The organism is Streptomyces graminofaciens (assembly GCF_030294945.1).
Taxonomy (GTDB): Bacteria; Actinomycetota; Actinomycetes; order Streptomycetales; family Streptomycetaceae; genus Streptomyces; species Streptomyces graminofaciens.
The window spans coordinates 1,872,601-1,896,986 of the sequence record NZ_AP018448.1; the positions used below are offsets into that span (position 1 = coordinate 1,872,601).

Consider the following 24,386-nt stretch of genomic DNA (forward strand, 5'->3'; position numbering starts at 1 on the left):
CGTCCGGTCGCGACCGTTACCGCGTCACGGATGGTCGATGTTCCAGGTCGTCGACCCGCTGGGTGAGGGGCTGGTGGTCGGCCGGTCCGGGTCGCACTGTGCGGAATCCTGCGGCGGGAGCAGCCGGTACGCACCGACCCGCTCCGTCCCGAACCGCACGTCCGCGTCCCCGGACGCGGCCAAGTCCCGTGTGGTCGTCGGCAGTTCCACTTCGGCCGGGGGCGCGCCCGCGTACGCCGCCACGAGGACCCGGGCGCAGGTGCCGTCCTGTCCGGTGGGAAGGCCGGCGGGGAAACCGACGGTACGGGTCCTGCTTCCGTTCGTGGACAGCCGGTAGCGCATGACGAACGACGTCTGCGTCCCCGTCGTCGTGGCCGTGAGGGTCCAGAACTCCACCTGCACGGCGAGCGGTCGGCACAGCACGCGGACATCGCCGTTGTGCCGTGCACGGACGACGACCGATGCCTTCTCGTGGGACGGGTCGGCCCCGTCGGCCGTCCCGCGGAAGGCCACCGCCGTCCGCAGCCACGCGGCCTGCTCCCGCTCCGACCAGTGGCCGTTGTCGCGGCAGCCGCCGGCCTGCGCGCCCGCGGACGCCTGCGAGCAGCCGGCCGCGAGCAGCGCGAGAGCCGCCGCGCACGCCGTCAGGGCTCCGTGGCGGAGGCGGGTCTGGATGCTGTGCATGATCTCCCTCGATCGGAACGGGGCGGGCCGCGGACATCACGCGGCCCGGGCGGCGAGCAGTCTGCTGGGACCTCGCCCGCGGTGGGGGCGCCGAAAGCACGCTGTGTCCGTCCCGTGATCAAGAAGGAGACCCGGTGTCCGACAGCGGGTGCGCCGTCCGTCTCGTACCAAAGGCCCCGCAGTGCCGGCTGGAAGACGGTTTGCCGATCAACTGCTTCGATATCGGCGATTTGTAGCTGAATTCGCCAAACAGTTGAGCGCTTGTCGTCCTCTCATCACGATTTCCCTGTCAAGTGCCCGACGGCCAGCCCTCGGGCCCCAGCGCTGCAGAAGCGAGTCCAGCATGGTGCGTGTCCGTGCGTCCCTGTCCCAGTTGCCCGCCTACGTCCCGGGCCGCAAACTGCCCGGGGCGATCGTGCTGGCCAGCAACGAGTCCCCTTACGGATTGCTGCCGGGGGTGGCCGGAACCCTCACGGAGGCCGCCTACGGCGTGTCGCGGTACCCCGATCTGCAGGCCGCCTCCCTCGTCGAGGCCCTGGCCGCGCACCACGGGGTCGAGCCGGACCGGATCGCGGTGGGCGCCGGGTCCTCCGAGGTGTGCGGGCAGTTGCTGCACACGGTCGTCGGGCCCGGTGACGAGGTGGTCTTCGGTTGGCGGTCGTTCGAGGCGTACCCGATCCTCACCGCCGTCGCGGGCGGTACGGCCGTACGGGTGCCGCTGCGCGACCACGCCCTCGACCTCGACGCCATGGCCGCGGCGATCACCTCCCGCACCAGGCTGGTCTTCGTGTGCAACCCCAACAACCCGACCTCCACGGCGGTCGGCGCGCGGGCCCTGACCGACTTCGCGAACCGGGTGCCGCGGGACGTGCTGATCGTCGTCGACGAGGCCTACCGCGAGTACGCCGATCCCGACCGGGTCCCCGACGGCCTCGCCCTCCTCGGCGACCGGCCGAACGTGGCGGTGCTGCGCACCTTCTCGAAGGCGTACGGACTGGCGGGGCTGCGCGTCGGCTACTGCGTCGCGCCGCCCGGGATCGCCGCGCACGTGCGCCGCACGCAGGTGCCGTTCAGCGTCAGCGCCCTCGCCCAGCGGGCCGCCGTCGTCGCCCTCGGCGAAGGCGCGGAGGTCGCCCGGCGGGCCGCCCTCACGGTCGCCGAACGCGACCGGGTCACCGCGCGGCTGCGCGCGCTGGGGCACGACGTGCCCGACTCCCGGTCCAACTTCGTCTGGCTGCCGCTCGGCGGCGACAGCGGGGACTTCGCCCTGCACTGCCTGGACGGGAAGGTCGTGGTCCGCCCGTTCCCGGGCGAGGGCGTCCGGGTGACGATCGGGCTGCCGGAGGAGAACGACGCCCTGCTCGCGCTGGCTGCGAGCTGGAGAGGCTGACGGCCATGCGCCCCGGTCCCTACGAACAGCACCGCGAGCTGCTCCAGAGTGTCGTTCGCGCGATCGCCGCCGGTGAGTGCCGCCGCCCCTTCACCGAGGCGACCGGCCAGGACGCGGCCGACGCGGGCATGAGGTCGACCCGCACCGCGGGCAAGGTGTTCCGCTCGCTGCTGGGACGGTCCTTCGACCTGGGGCTGGGGCAGCCCGGCGGGCTCGGCCTCGTGTGCACGGAGTCGTCGCCGTACGGCGTCGGTCCGGCCGTCGCCTACGCGCGCTGCGACCCCGCGGAGCTGGTCGCGGCGGCCGGGCGGGCGGCGGCCGGATGGCGGGCGGCCGGGCCGTACGAGCGCGCCGTGCTCGCCGTGGAGATCCTGCGCCGACTCAACACCCGCAGCCACGAACTGGCCCTCGCGGTCCACCACACCACCGGCCAGCCCCTCCAGGCTGCCTTCCGCGCCGCCGGGCCGCACGCCCAGGACCGTGCCCTGGAGGCGGTGGCGCAGGCCTTCGCCGAGTCGGAACGTGTCCCGGCCGATCTGCGCTGGGAGAGCACCGAACGCGGTGGGCAGCCGCGCGCGCTGCGGGGCACCTGCACCTTGGTGCCCCGCGGGGTGTCGCTGCTCGTCGGCTGTCCCGACTTCCCCCTCTGGAACGGGTATCCGGGCCTGTTCGCCAGCCTGGTGACCGGCAACCCGGTTGTCGTGGCCCCCCATCCGCGCTCGGTGCTGCCGCTGGCGATCACGGTGCGGGTCGCCCGGCAGGTGCTCGCTGAGGCCGGTCACTCCCCGGACCTCGTGACACTGGCGGTGGCGGATCCGGAACGGCAGGTGCACCGGCGGCTGGCCACGGACCCGGCGGTGCGCATCGTCGACTTCACCGGCTCCGCGCGCTTCGCCGACTGGCTGGAGCAACACGCCCGCCAGGCCGTCGTGTTCGCCAACCGGACCGGGCTGAACACCGTGGTCATCGACTCGACCGACGACTACCGGGGCCTGGTACGGGGTCTCGCCCTCTCCTCGTGCCGGTGCAACGGCACGGTGCGCACCACGCCGCAGAACATCCTGGTACCGGAGCGTGGCTTCGACACCGACGAGGGGCACAAGACGCTGCGGGACCTCGGGGCCGACATCGGTGACGCCGTGGACCGGCTGCTCGGGCATCCCGCCCGCGTGGCCAGGGTGTTGGGCGCGGTCACCGCCGACGAGGTGCGCGGCGCTCTGACGGAGGCCGCGCGGTGCGGCCCCATACTGCACGCCTCCGGCCCCGTGACCCATACCGAGCACGCGCAGGCCGATCTGCGCAGCCCGCTGCTGGTGCGGCTGAACGCCTCCGACGAGCGGATCTACACGCGCGAGTGGCCGGGACTCGTCTCCTTCCTGGTGGGCACCGACTCGACCTCGCACAGCCTCGCTCTCCTGCGCAGCACCGTGGCGCGGCACAGCGCGCTCTACGCCTCGGTGCACTCCACCGACCCGCTGGTGCTGGCGGCGGCCGAGACGGCGGCGCTGGACGCCGGGGTGCATCTCGTGGAGAACCTCGACGACCTGCCCACCGACCCGTCCTCGGCTCGCGCCGACCTGCCGGGCGCCGGCGCCCACTTCATCACCGGGCGGTTCCGCGTGGTGCGCTCGCGGCGGCACGCACCGGCGGCGGCTCCCGTCCCGGCACCGGCCCGGCCGGCGGTCGCCGCGCGGAGCTCCGCCGCCACCGCCGAGCTGCTCGACGTATGACCGGCGCCGGTCCTCAGTCCGTCCAGGTGGCGCCGCGCCCCCGCACCTCGTCGAAGACGAGCCAGGTGCGGGTCGAGCGCACACCCGGCACCGCCTGGATGCTCTCCAGCACCACCTTGCGCAGCGCCAGGTTGTCCGGCGCGCGCACGAGCACCAGCACGTCGAAGTCGCCCGTGAGGAGGACGACATGCTCCACGTACGGGATGGCGCGCAGTTCGCGGGAGATGTCGCGCCAGGCGTTCTGGTCGATGCTCATCGTCACGTATGCGCTTGTGCCGAGGCCGGCCCGCTGGGCGTTGAGCTGCGCGGTGAAGCCCGTGATGACGTCCTCGGCCACGAGTCGGCCGATGCGTGTGTAGGCGTTGGCCCGGGAGATGTGGACCTGCTCGGCGAGGGCGCGGACCGAGATCCGGCCGTCCTGGAGGAGTCGGGTCAGGATCTGCCGGTCGATGTCGTCGAGCGGGACGGCAGTTCGTCCGGCCGCCACCCCCGGCGATGAGATTTCCTCGGACACTTTGTCCTCCCAGGTCTTTCAATTCGGCAGTTCGTCGCCGTTTCAGCCGAACTATTGAACACATATTCCGCTATGGCCACCATTCTCCTGTCAAGTGTCCAGAGAAAGTGAGTGCCCTCCATGTCTGTGAAGAGCCTCCGCCAGACGGTGCAGGGCCTCCTGCCGTCCCTGATGCCGGTGCGGTTCGTGGCCGAGGACGGTACACCGGTCGTCAAGCAGCCGGCCGACTACACCGAGCCCCCGGTCGAGACCCTGCGGGAGGCCTGGCGGCGAATGGTGCTGGGCCGCCGGTTCGACACCCAGGCGACCGCCCTCACCAAGCAGGGCCGCCTCGCGGTCTACCCGTCCAGCCGTGGTCAGGAGGCCTGCCAGATCGGCGCCGTCCTCGCGCTGCGCCCGGACGACTGGCTGTTCCCGACCTACCGCGACTCCGTCGCCCTGGTGACCCGCGACATCGACCCGGTCGAGGTACTGACCCTGCTGCGCGGCGACTGGCACTGCGGCTACGACCCCGCCGCCACCCGGGTCGCCCCCCAGTGCACCCCGCTGGCCACCCAGGTCCTGCACGCGACCGGCATGGCCGAGTCCCTGCGCCGCAAGGGCGAGGACGGCGTGGCGATGGCGCTCGTCGGGGACGGGGCGACCAGCGAGGGCGACTTCCACGAGGCGCTGAACTTCGCCGCCGTGTTCCGCGCGCCGGTGGTCTTCTTCGTGCAGAACAACAAGTACGCGATCTCCGTGCCGCTGGCCCGGCAGACCGCGGCGCCCGCCCTCGCCTACAAGGGCATCGGCTACGGAGTGCGCTCCGAGCAGGTCGACGGCAACGACCTGGTCGCGGTGCTGGCGGTGCTGACCGCGGCCGTCGAGCACGCCCGCGCCGGGAACGGCCCGGTCCTGGTCGAGGCGCACACGTACCGCATGGACGCGCACACCAACGCCGACGACGCCACCCGCTACCGGGAGGACGACGAGGTCGAGCAGTGGCGGTCCGCCGACCCGGTCGACCGGCTGGAGACGTATCTGCGCTCCCGCGGCGCGCTCACCGACGAGGACGTGGCGGCGCTGCGGGAGGAGGCCGAGGAGCTGGCGGCGCGGGTGCGTGCCGGCATGAACGCGGACTCCGTGCTGGATCCGCTGGAGCTGTTCGACCACGTCTACGCCGAGCCGACCCCGCAACTGCGCGAGCAGCGTGCCCAGTTGGCGGCCGAGCTCGCCGAAACCACCCAGGCCCAGGAGGACTGACGACCATGGCCAAGGTCACGATGGCGCAGGCGCTCAACACCGCCCTGCGCGACGCGCTCAGCGAGGACGAACGGGTCCTCGTCTTCGGGGAGGACGTCGGCCCGCTCGGCGGCGTGTTCCGCATCACCGACGGGCTGACCCGCGACTTCGGCGAGCAGCGCTGCTTCGACACCCCGCTCGCGGAGGCCGGCATCGTCGGGCTCGCGGTCGGCATGGCGATGGGCGGCTTCCGGCCCGTGGTGGAGATGCAGTTCGACGCCTTCGCGTATCCGGCGTTCGAGCAGATCGCCTCGCATGTCGCCAAGCTGCGCAACCGCACCCGTGGGCGGATCAACCTGCCGATGGTGATCCGCGTCCCCTACGCCGGCGGGATCGGCGGGGTCGAGCACCACTGCGACTCCAGCGAGGCGTACTACGCGCACACGCCCGGCCTGAAGGTCGTCACGCCGGCCACGGCCGAGGACGCGTACTGGCTGCTGCGGGACGCGATCGCCGACCCCGACCCGGTGGTCTTCCTGGAGCCGAAGAAGCTGTACTGGTCGCGGGAGGACACCGACCTTCGGACCCGCGGGGCGCTGCCGTTCGGGCGGGCGGCGATCCGGCGGGCGGGGCGGGACGCCACCGTCGTCGCCTACGGCCCGTCGGTCCCGGTGGCCCTGGCCGCGGCCGAGGCAGCCGCCGAGGACGGGATCGAGCTGGAGGTCGTCGACCTGCGCACGCTGGTGCCCTTCGACGACGAGACCGTCACCGAGTCGGTGCGCAGGACCGGGCGCTGCGTGGTCGTTCAGGAGGCCCAGGGCTTCGCCGGGGTCGGTGCGGAGATCGCCGCCCGGGTGCAGGAGCGCTGCTTCCACTCGCTGGCCGCGCCCGTGCTGCGGGTGGCCGGCTTCGACATCCCGTATCCGCCGCCGAAGCTGGAGCACGCGCATCTGCCCGGCGTCGACCGGATCCTCGACGCCGTCGACCGTCTGCAGTTCACGGACGAGCCCGACACCCGGCACCTGCTGAAGGGAGCGGTCGCATGACCACCGCGACGCAGCACGAGCAGCTGTTCAAGCTCCCCGACCTCGGCGAGGGCCTGACCGACGCGGAGATCGTCGAGTGGAAGGTCGCCGTCGGCGACACCGTGACGATCGACCAGATCGTGGTCGAGGTGGAGACCGCCAAGGCCGCGGTCGAGGTGCCGGTGCCGTACGCGGGCACGGTGCTGCGGCTGCACGCGGAGGCGGGTACGGCGCTGGGCGTGGGGGAACCGCTGATCACGGTGGGGGCGGGGGTGCCCGCGCCGGGACCCGCCGACGCCCCCGACGCCACCCCCGACGCCTCCGCCGAGCGCTACCGCGAGGAGGAGCGGGCCGGATCGGGCAACGTGCTGATCGGCTACGGCACCGGGCACGAACCGGCACCGCGCCGTCGCCGCCGACGCGCGGGGGCCGCCACGGCGATCCCCGTGCCGTTGGTCGAGGCGGCGCCGGCGATCGAGGTGGCGCCGGCGATCGAGCCGCGCGCTCCCCGGGTCATCTCGCCCCTCGTGCGCAGGATGGCCCGGGACCACGGGATCGACCTCACCGCGCTGGCGCCGTCGGGTCCCGCCGGGGTCGTCCTGCGCCGGGACGTGGAGCGGGCCGTCGCCCAGCACGCACCGGCCACGACGGAACCCGCACCGGTCCCCCGGCCGGAGCCCACACCCATGTCCCGACCCGAGCCCGCCTCCGACGGCCCCGTCCGCATCCCCCTGCGAGGCGTCCGCAAGGCCGTCGCGGACAAGCTCTCCCGCAGCCGGACCGAGATCCCCGACGCCACGACCTGGGTCGACGTGGACGCCACCGGACTGCTCCAGGCCAAGAAGGCGCTGGAGGCCGCCGAACCCGGCCGCCGCGTCGGGCTGTTGGCCCTGTTCGCCAGGATCTGTGTCGCCGGTCTGCGCCGCTACCCCGAGCTGAACTCGGCCGTCGACACCGAACGCCGGGAGATCCTGCGCTACGACGAGGTTCACCTGGGCTTCGCCGCCCAGACCGAACGCGGTCTGGTCGTCCCCGTCGTCCGCGACGCCCATCGGCTGACGACTGTCCAACTGGCCGCGGAACTCGCCAGGTTGACCGAGCTGGCCCGGACCGGAAGCCTTCCGCCCGACCGGCTGACCGGCGGCACGTTCACCCTCAACAACTACGGCGTGTTCGGCGTCGACGGCTCCACGCCCATCATCAACCATCCGGAGGCGGCGCTCCTCGGCGTGGGCCGCATCGTCGACAAACCCTGGGTGGTGGACGGCGCGCTCACCGTCCGGAAGGTCACGCAGCTGTCGCTCAGCTTCGACCACCGCGTCTGCGACGGCGGAGTGGCCGGCGGCTTCCTGCGCTTCGTGGCCGACTGCGTGGAACGCCCGGCGATCCTCCTCGCCGACGTCTGACCCGACCCGCCTTCTCGCTGTGCCCCGTAACTGGGCGCACTGCACCCATCCACCTACCGAACGTTCGGCCTGGAGTCTTCATGTCCCCCGACCCGCATCCCGACTTCTACGCCCGCCACGCGGACCTGCTCGACCAGGCGGTGGCCCGCACGGCCGACCGCGGCTACTGGACGCCCTACCCGGAGGCCCCGAGCACCTCCGCGTACGGAGCCGGAGCGCCCGCCGCGGGCGAGGCGGCCTTCCGTGCCCTCCTCGACCGCCCCTTCCCGCTCGACGGGCACCCCACCACCGGCACCGTCCCCGCCACGGAGGTGTCGCCGTACGGCTTCCCCCTCGGCGTCAGCTACCCGCACCTGGCGCCCGAGGCCGCCATTGCGACGGCCAAGTCGGCCGCCTCCGCCTGGCGTTCCACTAGCCCCGACGTCCGGGCCGGAGTGGCGGCGGAGATCCTGGCCCGGCTGAACGCGGCGAGCTTCGAGATCGCGCACGCCGTCCAGCACACCACCGGCCAGCCCTTCGTGATGGCCTTCCAGGCGGGCGGGCCGCACGCCCAGGACCGCGGGCTGGAAGCGGTGGCGTACGCCTGGGAGGCGCAGCGGCGCCACCCGGCCACCGCCCGCTGGAGCAAGCCCCGCCGACGGGGCGGCCCCCTCGTCATGGACAAGACCTACACCCCGGTGGGCCGTGGTGTGTCCGTGCTCATCGCCTGCAACACCTTCCCGACCTGGAACGGCTATCCGGGATTCTTCGCGAGCCTGGTCACGGGCAACCCGGTGATCGTCAAGCCGCACCGGCGGGCCGTGCTGCCGCTGGCGATCACCGTACGGATCGCCCGCGAGGTGCTGGCCGAGGCCGGTTTCGACCCGAACGTGGTGCTGCTGGCCGCCTCCCGCCCCGATGAGCGCACCGCTCCCGCCCTCGCCACCCATCCCGACGTGCGGATCGTGGACTTCACCGGTTCCAGCGAGTTCGGCGACTGGCTGGAGGACAACGCCCGCCAGGCCGTCGTACACACGGAGAAGGCGGGTCTGAACACCGTCGTCGTGGACTCCACGGACGACTACGCCGGACTGCTGCGCAACCTCGCGTTCTCCCTGTCGCTCTACAGCGGCCAGATGTGCACCACCCCGCAGAACCTCCTGGTGCCCCGGGACGGGTTCCCCACCGATCAAGGGCCGCGTACGGCGGACGAGTTCGCCGCCGATCTGGGCTCCGCGCTGGACGACCTGCTCGGCGACCCGGCCCGCGCCACCGCCACCCTCGGCGCGATCGTGAACGGCGGCGTCCTCGCACGTGTGGAGGAGGCGGCCGCCCTGGGCCGTACCGCCCGTCCCTCCCGTGCCGTGACGCACCCCGACCACCCGGACGCGGTCGTCCGCACCCCGCTGGTGGCCCTGCTCGACGCCGAGGCCGACGAGAAGACCTATACGAGCGAGTGGTTCGGGCCGGTCTCCTTCGTCATCGCCACCGACGACACCGCGCACTCCCTGCGCGTCCTGCACGACACCGTACGACGCCACGGCGCGCTCACCGCCTGCGTGTACGCGACCGGCGAGGACGTCCTGACGGCCGCGCGGGAGACGGCCCTGGAGGCCGGCGTGCACCTGTCGGAGAACCTGACCGCCGACGTGTTCCCCAACCAGTCCGCCGCCTTCAGCGACTTCCACGGCACCTCGGCCAACCCGGCCGCCAACGCGACGCTGACCGACCCGGCGTTCGTCACCGGCCGCTTCGCCGTCCTCCAGTCCCGCCGCCACGCCCCCACCGAGGAGCACGAGGAGCACTCCGATGTCCGATGAGGTCTATCTGATCGACGGGGCCCGCACCCCGCAGGGCCGCTACGGCGGTGCCCTGGCGTCCGTACGCCCCGACGACCTGGCCGCCCTCGTCGTCGGCGAGGCCGTGCGCCGCGCCGGGATCCCGGCCGACTCCGTGGACGAGGTGATCCTCGGAGCCGCGAACCAGGCCGGCGAGGACAACCGTGACGTCGCGCGGATGGCCGCACTGTTGGCCGGACTTCCGCACACCGTGCCCGGATACACCGTCAACCGGCTGTGCGCCTCGGGGCTCACGGCCGTCGCGTCGGCCGCGCAGACGGTACGGGCGGGTGAGGCCGAGGTGGTCGTGGCCGGCGGCGTCGAGTCGATGACCCGTGCGCCGTGGGTGATGGCCAAGCCCGGCACGCCCTGGGCCCGGCCCGGCGAGATCCACGACTCCTCGCTGGGCTGGCGCTTCACCAATCCTCGCTTCCCGGCGACGACCACCGTGTCGATGGGCGATACCGCGGAGGAGGTCGCCGCCCTGGACGGCATCACCCGCCTGGAGGCCGACTCCTTCGCGCTGCGCAGCCACCGTCGCGCGGTGGCCGCGCAGTCGGCGGGCCGGTTCACGGCGGAGATCGTCCCGGTGCCCGTGGCGGACGGTGAGGTGACCCAGGACGAAGGGCCGCGCCCGACCACCACGTTGGAGCGGCTCAGCAGCCTGCGCACCGCGTTCCGCCCGGGCGGCGTCGTCACCGCGGGCAACTCCTCGCCGCTGTCCGACGGGGCCGCCGCCCTGGTGGTGGCGAGCGGGGCGGCGGTGGAGCGGTTCGGGCTGACGCCCCGGGCCCGTGTCGTCACCGCCGCCTCGGCCGGGGTCGAGCCGCACCTGATGGGGCTCGGCCCGGTGCCGGCCACCGCCAAGGCCCTGGACCGGGCGGGCTGGACGGTCGACGACCTCGACGCGGTCGAACTCAACGAGGCCTTCGCCGTCCAGGCCCTGGCGGTCATACGCCGGCTGAAGCTCGACCCGGACCGCGTCAACGCCGACGGCGGCGCCATCGCCCTGGGCCACCCCCTGGGCTGCTCCGGCACCCGCGTCCTGCTCACCCTGCTGGGCCGCCTGGAGCGCGAGGGCGGCCGACGGGGCCTGGCCACCCTCTGCGTCGGGGTCGGACAGGGCGTGGCCATGCTCGTGGAGCGCGTATGAACGAGACAGCCGCGGACCACCCGTACGGGACGCCGTCGGTCGAGGAGCGCGAGCGCGTGTACGAGACGCTGTCGGTCGAGGACCACGCCGACCGGGTGGTGGTCACCCTGCGCCGGCCCGCCGCCCGCAACGCCATCAACGGCCTGATGATCGCCGAACTGCACCGCGTGTGCGAGGACTTGGAGCGCACCCCGAGACTGCTGCTGCTCACCGGGCACGGCGGGGTCTTCGCCGGTGGCGCCGACATCGCGGAACTGCGCCGGCGCGGCCGGAACGAGGCACTGGAGGGGATCAACAGCCGCCTGTTCGAGCGGGTGCGGAGGCTGCCCCTGCCCACGATCGCCGCCGTGCCCGGCTGGGCGCTGGGCGGCGGGGCAGAGCTGGCGTACGCCTGCGACCTCAGGATCGCCGGGCCGGACGCGGTCTTCGGCAACCCCGAACCGGGGCTGGGCATCCTCGCCGCCGCCGGGGCGTGCTGGCGGCTGCGGGAACTGGTGGGCGAGTCGGTGGCCAAGCAGGTCCTGCTCGCCGGACGGAACCTCGACGCCGGGGCCGCGCTCGCCTGCGGCCTGGTCATGGACGTCGTACCGACGGACCGGCTGGTCGCCGAGGCGCACGCGGTGCTCGACCGGATGTCCCGTTCCTCGGCGCTCGCCCTGCGGCTCACCAAGCTCGTCACCGACGCCTCGGGGGCCCATCCCGTGGCCGACGACCTCGCCCAGGCGGTGCTCTTCGAGAGCCCGGACAAGGAGGAGCGCATGACGCGGTTCCTGGAGAAGAAGGGAGGCCGGGCATGAGCTCGGCAGCAACAGCGCCCTCCGTGGTGGGGGTGATCGGCGGTGGACGCATGGGCGCCGGGATCGCCCAGTCGTTCGCGGCCGCCGGGGCGCGCGTGGTCGTCGTGGAGCGCGACGGTTCGACGGCGTCCGCCGCTCTGGAGCGGATCGCCACGGGGCTTCGGCGGGCGGCCGAGCGCGGGACGCTCGCCGGGACGTCGGACCTCGACGTGCCGGACCGGGTGATCGCCGTGTCGTCGGTCGCCGAACTGCCCCACGAAGCGGATCTCGTCGTCGAGGCGGTCCCCGAGAACGCCGGGCTCAAGGCCGAGGTGCTCGCCGCCGCCGAGGGTGTCGTGCACGACGGATGTGTGCTGGCCAGCAACACCAGCTCCCTGTCCGTCACCGAACTCGCCGCGGCTCTGCGGCATCCCGGGCGATTCCTGGGGATGCACTTCTTCAACCCCGTGCCCGTCTCCGCCCTCGTGGAACTGGTCCTGGCCCCCGACACCGGCGCGACGGCCCTCGACTCGGCGGTCCGCTGGACCCACGCCCTCGGCAAAGAGGACGTCGTCGTGAAGGACTCCCCCGGGTTCGCCAGCAGCCGCCTCGGCCTCGCCCTCGGCCTTGAGGCGATCCGCATGGTCGAGGAAGGGGTCGCCGAGCCGGAGGCCATCGACAAGGCCATGTGCCTCGGCTATCGGCACCCGATGGGCCCGCTGCGGCTGACCGACGTCGTGGGACTCGACGTACGGCTCGCCATCGCCGACCACCTGCACTCGACACTCGGCGAACGCTTCGCGCCGCCAAGGCTGCTGCGAGAGAAGGTCGCCCGCGGTGAGCTGGGCCGCAAGACCGGTCAGGGGTTCTACCGATGGTGAACGACGGCGGCTCGACCCCGGCGGCGGACCGCTCGCACGGGGTGACGTACGAGGTCACCGACGGCGTCGCGGTCCTCGAACTGTGCGGTTCCGCGAGCGGCAACGCGCTCGACGCGCACGTGCGCGGCGCGCTCCTGCTGGCCGCGCGGCGCCTGACCACGGACACCGCGCGCGGTGTCCGGGCGGCCCTGCTCACCGCGCGCGGCAAGCACTTCTGCGTCGGGCAGGACCTCCAGGAGCACGCCCGGTTGCTCGCCGACGCGCCGGCGAAGGCCTTCGCGAACATCCCCAACGACTACAACCCGCTGGTGAAGGAGCTCAGCGCGCTGCCCGTGCCGCTCGTCGTGGCCGTCGAGGGCGCCTGTGTCGGGGCCGGGCTGGGCATCGCGCTCTGCGCCGACGTGCGGGTCGCCGCCGAGGGAGCCCGGTTCGCGACCGCCTTCGGCGGCCTCGGGCTGGCCTCCGACTCCGGGGTCGCCCGCGCCCTGGTCCGGCAACTCGGCTCGTCTCGGACCGGCGGACTCATGCTGCTGGGCGACCGGTTCTCGGCGCAGGACGCCGCGGACTGGGGGCTGGTGCACCGCGTCGTACCGGACGGCCGGGCCGGCGCCGAAGGGCTCGCCCTCGCCCGTCGTCTCGCCGACGGCCCCACCGCCGCGTACCGGGAGACCAAGGCGCTGCTGCGGTCCGCGTCCGCCTCGACGCTGCCGGCCGCTCTGGAACGCGAGGCCGTCGTGCAACGCCGGCTCGGCACCACCGGCGACCACCACGAGGCCGTCCGGGCCTTCCTGTCACGCCGTACCCCGGTCTTCCGCGGTCACTGACCGGTCCGCCCCGCCGTCCAGCCCGCCCATCCGCCCACCGATCCCGAACCGACCACGACAGGACACCGCCGCCGTCATGAACGTCATGGACAACCCCGCTTCAGCGCCCCCGGCGGCCTCGGGACCGTACGACCCCGAGGCCGCCTTCGAGGAGACCATCGCCCGGGACCAGCGCATCGAGCCCAGGGACTGGATGCCCGACGCCTACCGCGCCACGCTCGTCCGGCAGATCGCGCAGCACGCGCACTCGGAGATCATCGGCATGCAGCCGGAAGGCGAGTGGATCACCCGCGCGCCCTCCCTGCGCCGCAAGGCGATCCTCTTCGCCAAGGTCCAGGACGAGGCCGGGCACGGGCTCTACCTCTACTCCGCGGCCGAGACGCTCGGCGCCGACCGCGCGGACCTGACCCGACGGCTGATCGACGGCCGCCAGAAGTACTCGTCCATCTTCAACTACCCCACCCGCACCTTCGCCGACGTGGGCGTCATCGGCTGGTTCGTGGACGGCGCGGCGATCTGCAACCAGGTCCCGCTGTGCCGCACCTCGTACGGCCCGTACGGACGAGCAATGGTCCGCGTCTGCAAGGAGGAGTCCTTCCACCAGCGGCAGGGCTACGAACTGCTGCTGACGATGATGCGCGGCACCGACGAGCAGCGGGCCATGGTGCAGGACGCCGTCGACCGCTGGTGGTGGCCGTCCCTGATGATGTTCGGTCCGCCCGACGACGACTCCCCCAACTCGGCGCGGTCCATGGCCTGGGGGATCAAGCGGCACAGCAACGACCAGCTGCGGCAGCGCTTCGTCGACATGACCGTCCCACAGGCCGAGAAACTGGGCGTCACCCTGCCCGACCCCGAGCTGCGCTGGAACGAGGAGCGCGGCCACCACGACTTCGGCACCCCCGACTGGGAGGAGCTGAAGCGGGTCGTCTCCGGTGACGGGCCGTGCAACACCGAGCGGATCGCCCGCCGTCGCGCCGCCCACGAGGAGGGCGCCTGGGTACGGGAGGCCGCTGCCGCGTACGCCGCCAAGCAGGCCGTCCGCGCACGGGAAGGAGCGGCGGCATGAGCGCGACGAGCAGAGGCGACTGGCTGCTGTACGAGGTGTTCGTCCGCGGCAAGCGCGGCCTCAACCACGTCCATGTCGGCTCCCTGCGCGCCGCCGACGACGACATGGCCCTCCGCCACGCCCGCGACCTCTACACCCGGCGCAACGAGGGGGTGAGCATCTGGGCCGTGCGCTCGGACACCATCGCCGCCTCCGCACCCGACGAGAAGGACCCCTTCTTCGCGCCCAGCGGCGACAAGGTCCACCGGCATCCCACCTTCTACGACGTCCCCGACGACGTCCCTCACATCCAGAACCTCCAGGGACATTGAGGAGCAGCGCATGACCGACGAGGAGCTGTACGTCGACGGCGACAGCGCGCGCTGGGCGTTCGGCACCGGGTTCACCGACCCGCTGCACGGTGTCGACCAGTCGGTTCCCGAGGGTGTCGACGCGGAAGGCCTGGCCGCCTGCTGTCTGGCGCTCGGTGACGACGCCCTGGTGTCCGCGCAGCGGCTGGCCGAATGGTGCACCCGCGCACCGGAGTTGGAGGAGGAGCTGGCGCTGGCCAACATCGGCCTCGACCTCCTCGGCCAGGCCCGCCTGCTGTACGCCAGGGCCGGCCGGGCCGACGGCACGGGCCGCGGCGAGGACGCGTACGCCTACTTCCGTGCCCCGGAGGACTTCCGCAACGTACGCCTCGCCGAACTGCCGGGCGGTGACTTCGCGTTCACCGTCGCCCGCCTGTTGGTGCTGTCCGTCTGGCGGCTGGCCGTGTGCGAGGCGCTCACCGCGGCCCCCGACCCGGTGCTGTCCGCGATCGCCGCGAAGAGCGCCAAGGAGCTGGCCTACCACCGCCGTTACGCCGCCGAGTGGACGGTACGGCTCGGTGACGGCACCGCCGAGTCCGCCGGACGGGTGCGGGCCGCGTGGGCCACCCTCGCCCCCTGGCTGGGCGAGTTGCTGACGGACCGGACGGCGGAGCTCCTCGGCGGGGATCCGGCCGCCGTGGCCACGCGGACCCGGCTGGAGCTGTTCCACGTGCTGACCGATGCCGGGCTCAACCCGTCCGACGACCTGACCCCGCTCGACGCACCGACGTCCTCGGTCCCCGGCTCCGGCAGGGACGGCGAACACACCTCGCATCTGGCACCGCTCCTCGCCGAACTGCAGAGCGTCGCCCGCGCCCACCCGGACGCGTCGTGGTGACAGCGCAGCTGAGCGAGCCGGGCACCACGAAGAACGGGCGGAACGGTCGGAACGGGCGTGGCGGATCGCCGCCGAGGTCCGCGACCCCGAGCTGCCGATGCTGACGCTCGCCGACCTCGGGGTGCTGCACGGTGTCGAGGTGACGCCGGACGGAACCGTCGTCGCCCGGCTCACCCCGACGTACTCGGGCTGCCCCGCCGTGGCCGAGATACGTGCCGAGGTGGCCACCCGGCTGCGGGCCGCCGGCTCCGCCGACGTACGGGTGGTCACGGTGCTCGAACCGCCGTGGACCACCGACCGGATCACCGACGAAGGCCGCCGCGAACTGGCGGAGCACGGCGTCGCGCCGCCGGGCCCACGACGCGCGCCGGGCCCCGCAGCGGGCCGCACATGGCTGAGCCTGACAACCACGTCGACCGACGTTCCCTGCCCTCTCTGCGCCTCCGTCGACACGGAGGAGATCTCGCACTTCGCCGCCACCGCCTGCACGGCGCTCCCGCGCTGCCGCACCTGTCTGGAGCCGTTCCCCCACGTCAAGGACCTGCCACGACCGTTTCCCCCACCCCGTCCCCCGTTCGGTCCCGCCACCGTCCGGCGTTCCACGCGCTGCGCGTGGCCGCCGTGGAACCGCTGTGCGCCGATGCCTCGGCCCTCACCCTGGAGGTCCCCGACCGCCTGGCCGACGAGTTCGCGTTCCGGCCGGGTCGGTGCCTCACCGTGTGCCGCGAGATCGACGGTCGCGACGAGCGGCGCTCGTACTCGACCTGCTCACCGGCCGGTAGGGCGCCGCGCATCGGCGTCGCGTGGTACCGGGCGGGTTGTTCTCTTCATAGACCGTGTTCGTCCATGCGGCGCAGCAGGTTCCGCTTGCGTTTCTGGGTGGTGCGCAGAGCGGTGACGTACGCCGTGAACTCATCGGGTGTGCCCAGACGGTGGTGGCAGTCGCGCATGCTCTGCAGCAGGCCTACCAGCCGCACGTAGACCGTCTCGCCGGTCTGCCGGGTCAGTGGCTCGGCCAGGCGCAGGTAGACGCCGAGCGAATCGGCTGGGCGGGAGGCACGCGCCAGGTCGGCCAGGGTGAGCCACTGTCCGTCGTGGGCGCCGGTTTCCGTGGCCGCCTGCCACGCGGCGTCGACATCCTTGTCGTCGAGCAGGGCGTCGACCAGGACCGGGCCGCCGCCGTACCCGCCCACTTGCCGCCGCTCGGCGTCGGCACGCAGCAGGGCCAGTGCCCCTTCCCGCTCTGTCGACCAGCGGTCGGCGGCATGCGCGGCGGCACGCAGCTGCCGGTACGTGAGCAGGGAGCGGCGGGCAGCGAAGTGGTCACGGCGCACGGCGACGGCATCGGACAGCCGGTCCGCCTGGGCATGGCGCTCGCACAGATAGTCGACGAGGGCCGTGTCGACGGCGGCGAGGTCCCCGGTTTCCCGGATTCCGCGCTCCGCCCAGCGCAGAGCTTCGTCGGGGCGTCGGGCGGTGTCCAGTTCGCGGGCGATGACCAGGTGCGTGTGGCCGTTGGGGGCGAGGTCGGCCGCGTGCACGGCAACGACCGTGTCGATGTCGCCGCCTGCCTTGGCCAGACGTTCCATCAGGTATTTCTCGGCCCAGCCAGTGCGATTGCCCCGCCATGCCTCGATCGCCAGCTCCCGCAGGACGGCCATCCCCCGTTCGCCGAGGACGTCCTCGTAGTCGAGTGGATCGATGCCGGTGAGGTCGTCGAGGTCGCCGAGCATGTGGCCGACCAGCCACTGGCTGAGCTCCTCCGGGTCGGGGCGCTCCGCGCGGCAGGCGTCGAGATGGGCGTCGGCGAGGGCGGAACCGATCTGTCCGAGCCATCCGTCGGAGTCGTCGACACTCTCGCCGGCCTCGGCCAGCAGCTTCATCGCCTCCCGCGCCAGGGTGATCGCGTCTGCGGCCCGGCCCGAGCCGGTGAGCGCGCCGATCGCGGACACCGCCTGCCGCGCCTGGTCTGCGTAGGCACGGGCGTCGGAGTACTCGACGTACCCGTACTGCGCGAACGGGCCGATGTCGAACAGCTCGCGGATGCGGGCCCGGACCCCGGCGAGGTCGCCGCGGGCACTCGCGGCCCGCAGCTCCATACGGCGCCGCAACTGCCGGTCCTCACCGATCTGTTCCCGCACCAGGGCGAGCAACTCGTCCTTGGTCAGGGTGGACAGCCAGGCGTCGAGACCGTGTGCACGGTCCCGGGCCGACTTCCGCTGTCGCGGCAGGTTCTCCCGCTGGGCGAGCACGGTCAGGCCGACGGCGACCAGGTGCTTGCAGAAGTGGCCTTCCTGCCCGTAGGGGCAGTCGCACTCGCCGGACAGCCCGCCAGGCCCGTCCAGCGTCAGCTCGACCTCGTACCGCTCCGTGCCGTGGACGGTGGCGGTGACCCAGCCGTCGCCGATCTCGACCCCGGACACCGCGTCGAGGTATCCGAGCCCGCGCTCGAATGAACGAACCCCGGACAGACTCTTCAGGTTCGCTTTGGTGAGACCGCCCATGGTCACTCCGTCTTGCTTCGGTCGTGCACTTGACGTGGCGTCAGCGTAGTGGGGCGCCGTCGAGTCTGTCGCGATCTTCGGGTTCTGCCGGGAACGACTGCTGGGCGTGACGCGTCCGGTGCGCGGCCGGGCGAGTCGACCGGCACGGCGTCCCTCTCGCTGCGCATGTGCGCGACTCGTGCAGGAGCTGTCGACCATGCGGATCCGGACACGTCGCGGCCGTTGCGGCCGGAGCAGCTGTACTCCTGAGTCGACGCGGACGCGCAGACCGCCCGGGCGTAGGCTTCGGTCAGCATGGACACGGCGGGGGCGGAGCACATGACGGCTGAGTCAACACAGAGGTGGGGGTCGACCCTCGATTCGGTCGTGGTGTACGCGCGGGGCGCGGTCTGCCGCCGCCTGGCCCGTGGCATCGTGCCGCCCGACGGCCGGGTACGGGTGACGGGACTGCCCCGCTCGCTGGACCCGGGCTCGCTGCGGGCCCGTGTCCTGGGCGCCCCCGGGGTGCGTGTCACCGAGGCCCGGGTGGACGTCGAGGCCGAGCCGCTCGGCACGGGCACGTCCAACGAGTTGCGGCGCGAGGTCGAGCGCCTGGGCGACGAGTACGCGGCGGCGCGGGGACGCCGGGACCGGCAGCTGAGCCTGATCGAGGAGGTCAGGGCTCTCCACCCGGTCCCGCCTCCCCGCAGGCGCGAGGACCCGCACCGCCGCACCCCGGTCGACGCCTGGCTGGAACTCGCCGACTTCGTCGACGAGCGCCTGACGGGTCTGCACAGCCGCCTCGTCGAGCTGGAGGAGGCGCTGCGCAACGTCGAGCACGAGCTCACCGTCGCCACCGACAGGCTCGCCCGAGCCTCCACCGACGTACCGTCAGCGCATGTGGAGACCACGGTCTGCGCGGTCCTGACCCTCGACGGCGCCGGCGACGCCGAGCCGGAAGTGGAGCTGGAGTACGGGGTGCCGGGCGCCGTCTGGGTACCGACCTACCGTCTCACGCACCGTCAGGGCGACGGCACCGGCCGTCTGGTGCTGCGTGCCTCGGTCGCCCAGCGGACCGGCGAGGACTGGACCGGCGTGCGTATCGCCCTGGCCACCGCCGATCTTCGGCGCCGCACCGACCTGCCGAGGCTCCGCTCGATCCGGCTCGGACGCCGTCAGCCCGCCCCCGCGCCCTCCGGCTGGCGCGAGCCTCCGGCCGGGCTCGCCGACCTGTTCACCGGGTACGAGGCAGCCGGCCCCCGCCCTGCCACGACCACCGCACCCGCGGCGGTCGTGGTCGGCTCCGCGTCCGTGGGTGCCACAGGCGTCTTCGCGCCCGTGGCCTTCGCGGCCGGCTCCGCGTCCGGTCCCGTTCCGCCACCGCCACCTCCCCCGCCGCCGGCACCGCAGGCCTACGGCGGTCCACCGGCCGCGGTCCCGGTGCCCGGCGGCGCGTACGGCCCCTCCCCGAAGTCGTTCGGCGGCGAGATGGCCGACCTCGCGCAACCGGCCCCCTCGCGACCGGCAGGCCTGCCGCGGACCGGCGGCAGCTCCTTCGCGGGTGCCCCCGCCCCCATGGCGCCCGCGGCTCCGGGCCGGGCCGCACCGCCACCCCCTCCGGCACCGGTGGCCGGTCCACCGCAGCCGAGCGGCGCCGAGCTCGACTACGCCACCCTCGTCCTGTGCGGCCCCGACGAACAGGACGGTCGCAGAGGCCGGCTGTTTCCCGGCTCCCCCTTCGACCCGGTGGCGGCCGAGTACCGCCGTCGCGCCGAAGCGGTGGCCGCGCTGCCGCTGCCCGGACAGGCCGTGCGGCCCCGCGAGTCGGCGGGTTCCTTCGACCACCGCTTCGATGCCACCGCCCGCGCCGACATTCCGTCGGACGGCACCTGGCACACCGTCACCGTCGGCGAGATCCCGGTCGGCCTGCGCACCGAGTACCTCTGTGTGCCGGCCGTGGAGCAGACCGTGTACGCGACGTTGGTGCTCTCCAACGCGACCGACCAGGCACTGCTGGCCGGGCCGGTGGAGGTCACCGTCGACGACGACTTCCTGCTGACGGCCGCACTGCCCACGCTCGCCCCCGGCGGTGTCCGCCGGGTGGGGCTCGGGCCGGCCGAGGGCATCCGGGTCACCCGTCGTACGAACCTGCACGAGTCGACCTCGGGCCTGCGCAACAACACCACCGTGCTCGACCACCGCGTCCACGTGGAGCTGGCCAACCGGCTCGCGAGGCCCGTCACCGTCGAGGTCCGCGAGCGGGTGCCGGTCACCTCGGAACCGGGCGTCCGGATCGATGAACGAGCCGACTGGGCGACACCCGAGGAAGGCACGGGGCCCGATCGCCACGCGCCGGGCACCCGCGTCTGGCGACTGGACCTGCCCGCTGGCGCCACCGCCGCCCTCGACGGCGGCTACGAGATCCGCATCCCGACCGGCAAGGCCCTGGCCGGCGGCAACCGCAGGAGCTGACACACGCCATGTCCACGGTCCCGAAGCCGATCGCCCTCCCCGTCACCGCCGTCACGTGCCTCGAGGATCGCGCCCACGTCGAGCGCGCCACCGTGCTCGACCTGGAGGCGGGGGTCCAGCGGCTGCGTCTCGGGCCGGTCAGTGCACTGGCCGTCGACCGTACCCTCCATGCCGAGCTCAGCGCCGATCATCCCGCGACCGTGCTCGACGTGCGGATCGCCCGCAGCTGGACGCCGCGCGGGCCGCTGCCGTCCACCGACGACGACTCCGCCCTGCGCCGTCGTACACACGCCCTAGAAGAGGAGCGGCTGGCTCTCGGGCAGCGACGCGACCGTCTGCATGCCCGCCTCGACCTGCTCGGCCGTCTCGCCGCCGATCTGCTGCGGGAGATCGGCGAAGGCGCCGGCTCCGGGGAGAGCGAACGGTCCCGCTGGGCCCGCGAACTGGACCGGGTGGACGACGAGCGCGACGCGCACGGCGAGCAGCTCCGCACCGTGGAGGCGCGGCTGGCCGCGCTCGCTGCCGAACTCGACGAAGCCCAGCGGGCCCTGGACCTCTCCGAGGAGGAGCCCGCCGAGCTGGTCGGCCTTGTCGAGTTGACCGTGGAGTCCGCGGCCGCCGGGCCGGTCGGGCTGCGCCTGAGCCACCTCACGCCGTGCGCGCTGTGGCGGCCCGCCTACCGTGCCGTGCTCGACGGGGACTCACTGACGCTGGAGACCGATGCGATGGTCTGGCAGCGCACCGGCGAGGACTGGTCGGACGTACGGCTGACCTTGTCGACGGCCCGCTCGGCGCTGGCCGGCGAGCCGCCACGGCTGGGCGAGGACCGGCTGACGCTCGAGGACCGCTCCCCTGCGGAGCGCCGCACGGTCGACGTCGAGCTGCGCGAGGAGGAGATCGGGGACCTCGGCCCGGCCCCGGTGCTCGGCCTGCCCGGGGTGGACGACGGCGGCGAGGCGCGGGTGCTGAGATCCCCCGCGCCGGTCTCCGTGCCCTCAGACGGCCGCGCCCACCGGGTGCCGCTCTCCGTGTTCACCACGGCCGCGAGCAGCGAGTACGCCTGCTCACCCGAGGTGTCACCGCTGGTCACCCGGGTGGTGCGGTTCGACAATCTGTCCGGCCACGCGCTGCTCGCCGGGCCCGTGGATCTGGTCCGCGGCAGCGGATTCAGCGGCCGCGGCACGCTGGACTTCACCGCCCCCGGTGCGCCCGTCGAGCTGGCTTTCGGCAGCTGCGACGACTACAGGGTGGCCCGGCATACCGAGGAGTCCCGCGACTCCGCCGGAATCACCCAGCGGACCGTGGTCACCCGCACGGTCCGGTTGCACCTGTCCCGGTTCTCCGCCCCCGGGGAGCACGGCGAGCGGCTCGTCGTCCTTCGGGAGCGGATCCCGGTCTCCGAGGTCTCGGCGGTCGAGATACGCCTGCACAAGGATTCATGCTCCCCGCCGCCCGACGTGGTCGACGCCGAGGGCATCGCCCGCTGGGACGTCGCTCTCCCGCCCGACGGCCGTCGCACGGTCACCCTGGTCTACGAGCTGTCGGCGAGCGCCAAGGTCACCGGGCTCTGAGCGCCGCCTCCCTGTTCCTCGGCGGCCGGGACGCGCCGGTCGGGCCGCTGGTTCAGCCGGCGGCTCAGCTACCCGGACCGCACGATCACTGCGAGCGCGGCGAGGCAGAGCCCACTCACCCGCCGCTTCTCGCGTTCTCACGCTTCTCGCCGCGCGCACTGCGTCCGCGCCTGTCGGACCGAGATGCGGACCATCCGTTCGGGCGAGTGAGCACGCATGCGTTCGATGTCGCTGCGAAGACGGCCCGCCCCGTCGGTCGGGCGCCCGGCGGCCGGTGCTGGGAGTGGGCGTGGGCATTGGCATGGGCGTGGGCATGCCAGGATCGGCAGGGGTCGGCTGACGGCTGGTCAGCACATCAGTTGGGCCGCGACCGTCGCTCCCAATTCCCAGCACGCCTCGACGTCGGCCTTGCTCGGCTCTCCTGTCACGATGACGGCCTCGGCCTGACGTCGCCAGCCAAGGCCTGTTGTGATCGACTCGATTCCCCGTACCGCCCCGGTGACGTCACTACCGCCGTGCACGTAGTAGCCGAAGGGCCGACCTCGCGCAGCATCCAGACAGGGGTAGTAGACCTGGTCGAAGAAGTGCTTGAGGGCGCCGGACATGTAGCCGAGATTCGCGGGGGTACCGAGCACATACCCGTCGGCGGCGAGCACGTCGGACACCGTGGCGGACAGCGCCGGCCGCCGCACGATCCGGACGTTCTCGATCTCCGGCGCCTTCGCGCCCGAGACGACGGCTTCGAACATCGCCTGACAGTTGGGCGACGGCGTGTGATGGACGATCAGCAAAGTGGCCACGCCCCGAACCTTGCCCCGGCGTTCCTGCCGACCGCAAGAAACACAGCGGCAGCCCTCCCAAGGCCCGCTGCCCGCGAGCACGTCATCGCGCTCGCGGGGCCGTCCCGTTCGTCGGCCCACAACCGGGCGCGACGGCCTGTTGAGCGGCGGAAAGACTGTCCGACCGGACGCAGTCGAGGGAGGCGGAGCGTGCCGTCTGAGCCTTGGTGGCGCTTGGCCGCCCGGCAGTTGAGTCCGGTCTCGCCGAGAGCGTCGATGATGCTGTGCCCTGGGGTGGGCCGGAAGGTGATCAGTACTCCAGTTCGGGGCGCAGGGGGCCGCCGACCGTGTGGAGGTGCCGCAGCACTTGGGCGTAGGAGTTGAACAGTCCCGTCTCGTAGTAGGCGATGCCGTGCCGAGCACAGAAGGTGCGCACGAGTTCCTGGGCATGACGCAGGTTGGGCCGCGGCATCGAGGGGAACAGGTGGTGTTCGATCTGGTAGTTCAGCCCGCCCAGCGCGAAGTCGGTGAACCGGCGGCCTCGGATGTTGCGTGAGGTCAGTACCTGCCGGCGCAGGAAATCGATCTTGTCGTTCTTGGCGAAGATGGGCATGCCCTTGTGGTTGGGGGCGAAGGAGCACCCCATGTAAAGCCCGAACAGCCCTTGGTGCACGAGGAGGAAGCACACGGCTTGGAGCGGCGACAGTACCCAGAACACGGCGCCGAGATAGCCGCCGAGATGCGCCGTCAACAGGGCTGCCTCGCCCAGCTTGGTTGCCCGCCCGACATGCGTGCCGCTGCGGTCGAGCAGAGCCCGTACGCCGGCGACGTGCAGGGCGAGTCCTTCCAGAAGCAGCATGGGGAAGAACAGCCAGGCCTGATGTCGGGCCAGCCAGGCGTACGGTCCGCTGCGGACGCGGGCGTGGTCCTGGGTGAAGGCGATCGCGCCGTCGGCGATGTCGGGGTCGCGGTCGACGTGGTTGGGGTGGGAGTGATGCCGGGTGTGCTTGGAGATCCACCAGCCGTAGCTGAGGCCGATCAGCAGGTCGGCGTGCACACGGCCGAGCAGGTTGTTGACGCGCTTGGAGGCGGCGATCTGGTGGTGGCCGGCGTCGTGCCCGATGAATCCCGTCTGGGTGAACATCACGGCGAGGAAGGCGGCGGTCAGCAGCTGCCACCACGACTGCCCGAGCATGGCGAACGCGGTCCAGCCCGCGGCCAGCAGGAGCAGGTTCGCCCCGATCTTGACGGAGTAGTAGCCGGGTCGCCGCTTCAGCAGCCCGCTCCGCTTCACCTCGCGGGACAACGCGGCGTAGTCGCTGCCCCGGCCGCCGGGCGGGGGTTTCGTGGTCTCGGCGTGGTCCGCCGGATCGGCGCCCCGGTCGATGATGTCGGTGGTCACA

20 protein-coding genes and 2 pseudogenes are annotated in these 24,386 nt (G+C 72.9%); 17 read left to right on the plus strand and 5 right to left on the minus strand.

What is annotated here, in order from left to right:
- Nucleotides 1–24: 24 nt before the first annotated feature.
- Nucleotides 25–684: a hypothetical protein gene (locus SGFS_RS08180; RefSeq protein WP_286248952.1), complete on the minus strand. Its 660-nt coding sequence runs from the start codon at nt 682–684 to the stop codon at nt 25–27.
- A gap of 343 nt (nt 685–1,027) precedes the next feature.
- Here SGFS_RS08180 and SGFS_RS08185 point away from each other — a divergent pair, with 343 nt between their 5' ends.
- Together SGFS_RS08185 and SGFS_RS08190 are read left to right on the plus strand one after the other, a co-directional pair.
- A complete protein-coding gene (locus tag SGFS_RS08185) occupies nt 1,028–2,074 on the plus strand; it encodes a histidinol-phosphate transaminase (protein WP_286248970.1) in 1,047 nt (348 codons plus the stop codon).
- Between the two features lie 5 nt (nt 2,075–2,079).
- Nucleotides 2,080–3,804, plus strand: coding sequence for an aldehyde dehydrogenase family protein (locus SGFS_RS08190; RefSeq protein WP_286248972.1), 1,725 nt, complete (start codon nt 2,080–2,082; stop codon nt 3,802–3,804).
- A gap of 13 nt (nt 3,805–3,817) precedes the next feature.
- On the opposite strand, the gene SGFS_RS08195 is transcribed toward SGFS_RS08190, so the two are convergent.
- Nucleotides 3,818–4,318 carry an Lrp/AsnC family transcriptional regulator gene (locus tag SGFS_RS08195; protein ID WP_286248973.1) on the minus strand — a complete coding sequence of 167 codons (501 nt, stop codon included), beginning with the start codon at nt 4,316–4,318 and terminating at the stop codon, nt 3,818–3,820.
- A 120-nt stretch (nt 4,319–4,438) separates the two neighbouring features.
- Between SGFS_RS08195 and pdhA the strand changes: the two genes are divergently transcribed.
- From pdhA to SGFS_RS08260, 13 genes and pseudogenes are all read left to right on the plus strand, one after another.
- Nucleotides 4,439–5,560: a pyruvate dehydrogenase (acetyl-transferring) E1 component subunit alpha gene (gene pdhA / locus SGFS_RS08200; protein ID WP_286248975.1), complete on the plus strand. Its 1,122-nt coding sequence runs from the start codon at nt 4,439–4,441 to the stop codon at nt 5,558–5,560.
- A 5-nt stretch (nt 5,561–5,565) separates the two neighbouring features.
- Nucleotides 5,566–6,585: an alpha-ketoacid dehydrogenase subunit beta gene (locus SGFS_RS08205; protein WP_286248977.1), complete on the plus strand. Its 1,020-nt coding sequence runs from the start codon at nt 5,566–5,568 to the stop codon at nt 6,583–6,585.
- A complete protein-coding gene (locus tag SGFS_RS08210) occupies nt 6,582–7,970 on the plus strand; it encodes a dihydrolipoamide acetyltransferase family protein (RefSeq protein WP_286248979.1) in 1,389 nt (462 codons plus the stop codon). The genes SGFS_RS08205 and SGFS_RS08210 overlap by 4 nt, the downstream gene beginning before the upstream one ends.
- Nucleotides 7,971–8,050: 80 nt before the next feature.
- Nucleotides 8,051–9,769, plus strand: coding sequence for a phenylacetic acid degradation protein PaaN (gene paaN, locus SGFS_RS08215; protein WP_286248981.1), 1,719 nt, complete (start codon nt 8,051–8,053; stop codon nt 9,767–9,769).
- Nucleotides 9,759–10,940, plus strand: a complete 1,182-nt coding sequence (locus SGFS_RS08220) for a thiolase family protein (protein ID WP_286248983.1) — start codon at nt 9,759–9,761, stop codon at nt 10,938–10,940. The genes paaN and SGFS_RS08220 overlap by 11 nt, the downstream gene beginning before the upstream one ends.
- Complete coding sequence (locus tag SGFS_RS08225; RefSeq protein WP_286248985.1) at nt 10,937–11,737, plus strand: enoyl-CoA hydratase/isomerase family protein; 801 nt, start codon at nt 10,937–10,939, stop codon at nt 11,735–11,737. Before SGFS_RS08220 ends, SGFS_RS08225 begins: the two co-directional genes overlap by 4 nt.
- Nucleotides 11,734–12,597: a 3-hydroxyacyl-CoA dehydrogenase family protein gene (locus tag SGFS_RS08230; RefSeq protein WP_286248987.1), complete on the plus strand. Its 864-nt coding sequence runs from the start codon at nt 11,734–11,736 to the stop codon at nt 12,595–12,597. Before SGFS_RS08225 ends, SGFS_RS08230 begins: the two co-directional genes overlap by 4 nt.
- Nucleotides 12,591–13,421 carry an enoyl-CoA hydratase/isomerase family protein gene (locus tag SGFS_RS08235; RefSeq protein ID WP_286248989.1) on the plus strand — a complete coding sequence of 277 codons (831 nt, stop codon included), beginning with the start codon at nt 12,591–12,593 and terminating at the stop codon, nt 13,419–13,421. Before SGFS_RS08230 ends, SGFS_RS08235 begins: the two co-directional genes overlap by 7 nt.
- 85 nt (nt 13,422–13,506) lie before the next feature.
- A complete protein-coding gene (paaA, locus tag SGFS_RS08240; protein WP_286259854.1) occupies nt 13,507–14,490 on the plus strand; it encodes a 1,2-phenylacetyl-CoA epoxidase subunit PaaA in 984 nt (327 codons plus the stop codon).
- Nucleotides 14,487–14,801, plus strand: a complete 315-nt coding sequence (gene paaB / locus SGFS_RS08245; RefSeq protein WP_286248991.1) for a 1,2-phenylacetyl-CoA epoxidase subunit PaaB — start codon at nt 14,487–14,489, stop codon at nt 14,799–14,801. Before paaA ends, paaB begins: the two co-directional genes overlap by 4 nt.
- Nucleotides 14,802–14,811: 10 nt before the next feature.
- On the plus strand, nt 14,812–15,678 hold the full coding sequence (gene paaC, locus SGFS_RS08250) for a 1,2-phenylacetyl-CoA epoxidase subunit PaaC (RefSeq protein ID WP_286248992.1): 867 nt from the start codon (nt 14,812–14,814) through the stop codon (nt 15,676–15,678).
- A gap of 64 nt (nt 15,679–15,742) precedes the next feature.
- Nucleotides 15,743–16,222 (plus strand): annotated as a pseudogene (gene paaD / locus SGFS_RS08255) (1,2-phenylacetyl-CoA epoxidase subunit PaaD); the annotation flags it as partial.
- A pseudogene (locus SGFS_RS08260) lies at nt 16,189–16,508 on the plus strand (phenylacetic acid degradation protein); the annotation flags it as partial. The pseudogenes paaD and SGFS_RS08260, both read left to right, overlap by 34 nt.
- On the opposite strand, the gene SGFS_RS08265 reads toward SGFS_RS08260, so the two are convergent.
- On the minus strand, nt 16,506–18,182 hold the full coding sequence (locus SGFS_RS08265; protein ID WP_286248994.1) for an SWIM zinc finger family protein: 1,677 nt from the start codon (nt 18,180–18,182) through the stop codon (nt 16,506–16,508). The pseudogene SGFS_RS08260 and the gene SGFS_RS08265 overlap by 3 nt on opposite strands.
- A gap of 318 nt (nt 18,183–18,500) precedes the next feature.
- Here SGFS_RS08265 and SGFS_RS08270 point away from each other — a divergent pair, with 318 nt between their 5' ends.
- Both SGFS_RS08270 and SGFS_RS08275 read left to right on the plus strand, forming a co-directional pair.
- Nucleotides 18,501–20,633 (plus strand): DUF4139 domain-containing protein, encoded by a 2,133-nt coding sequence (locus SGFS_RS08270; RefSeq protein WP_286248996.1) that lies wholly within the window; start codon nt 18,501–18,503, stop codon nt 20,631–20,633.
- A gap of 8 nt (nt 20,634–20,641) precedes the next feature.
- On the plus strand, nt 20,642–22,204 hold the full coding sequence (locus tag SGFS_RS08275; protein ID WP_286248998.1) for a DUF4139 domain-containing protein: 1,563 nt from the start codon (nt 20,642–20,644) through the stop codon (nt 22,202–22,204).
- 347 nt (nt 22,205–22,551) lie between these two features.
- On the opposite strand, the gene SGFS_RS08280 is transcribed toward SGFS_RS08275, so the two are convergent.
- Nucleotides 22,552–23,004: a flavodoxin family protein gene (locus SGFS_RS08280; RefSeq protein ID WP_286249000.1), complete on the minus strand. Its 453-nt coding sequence runs from the start codon at nt 23,002–23,004 to the stop codon at nt 22,552–22,554.
- 289 nt (nt 23,005–23,293) lie between these two features.
- Entirely contained in the window at nt 23,294–24,385 is a 1,092-nt protein-coding gene (locus tag SGFS_RS08290; RefSeq protein WP_286249002.1) for a fatty acid desaturase family protein, read from the minus strand.
- Nucleotide 24,386: the final 1 nt, after the last annotated feature.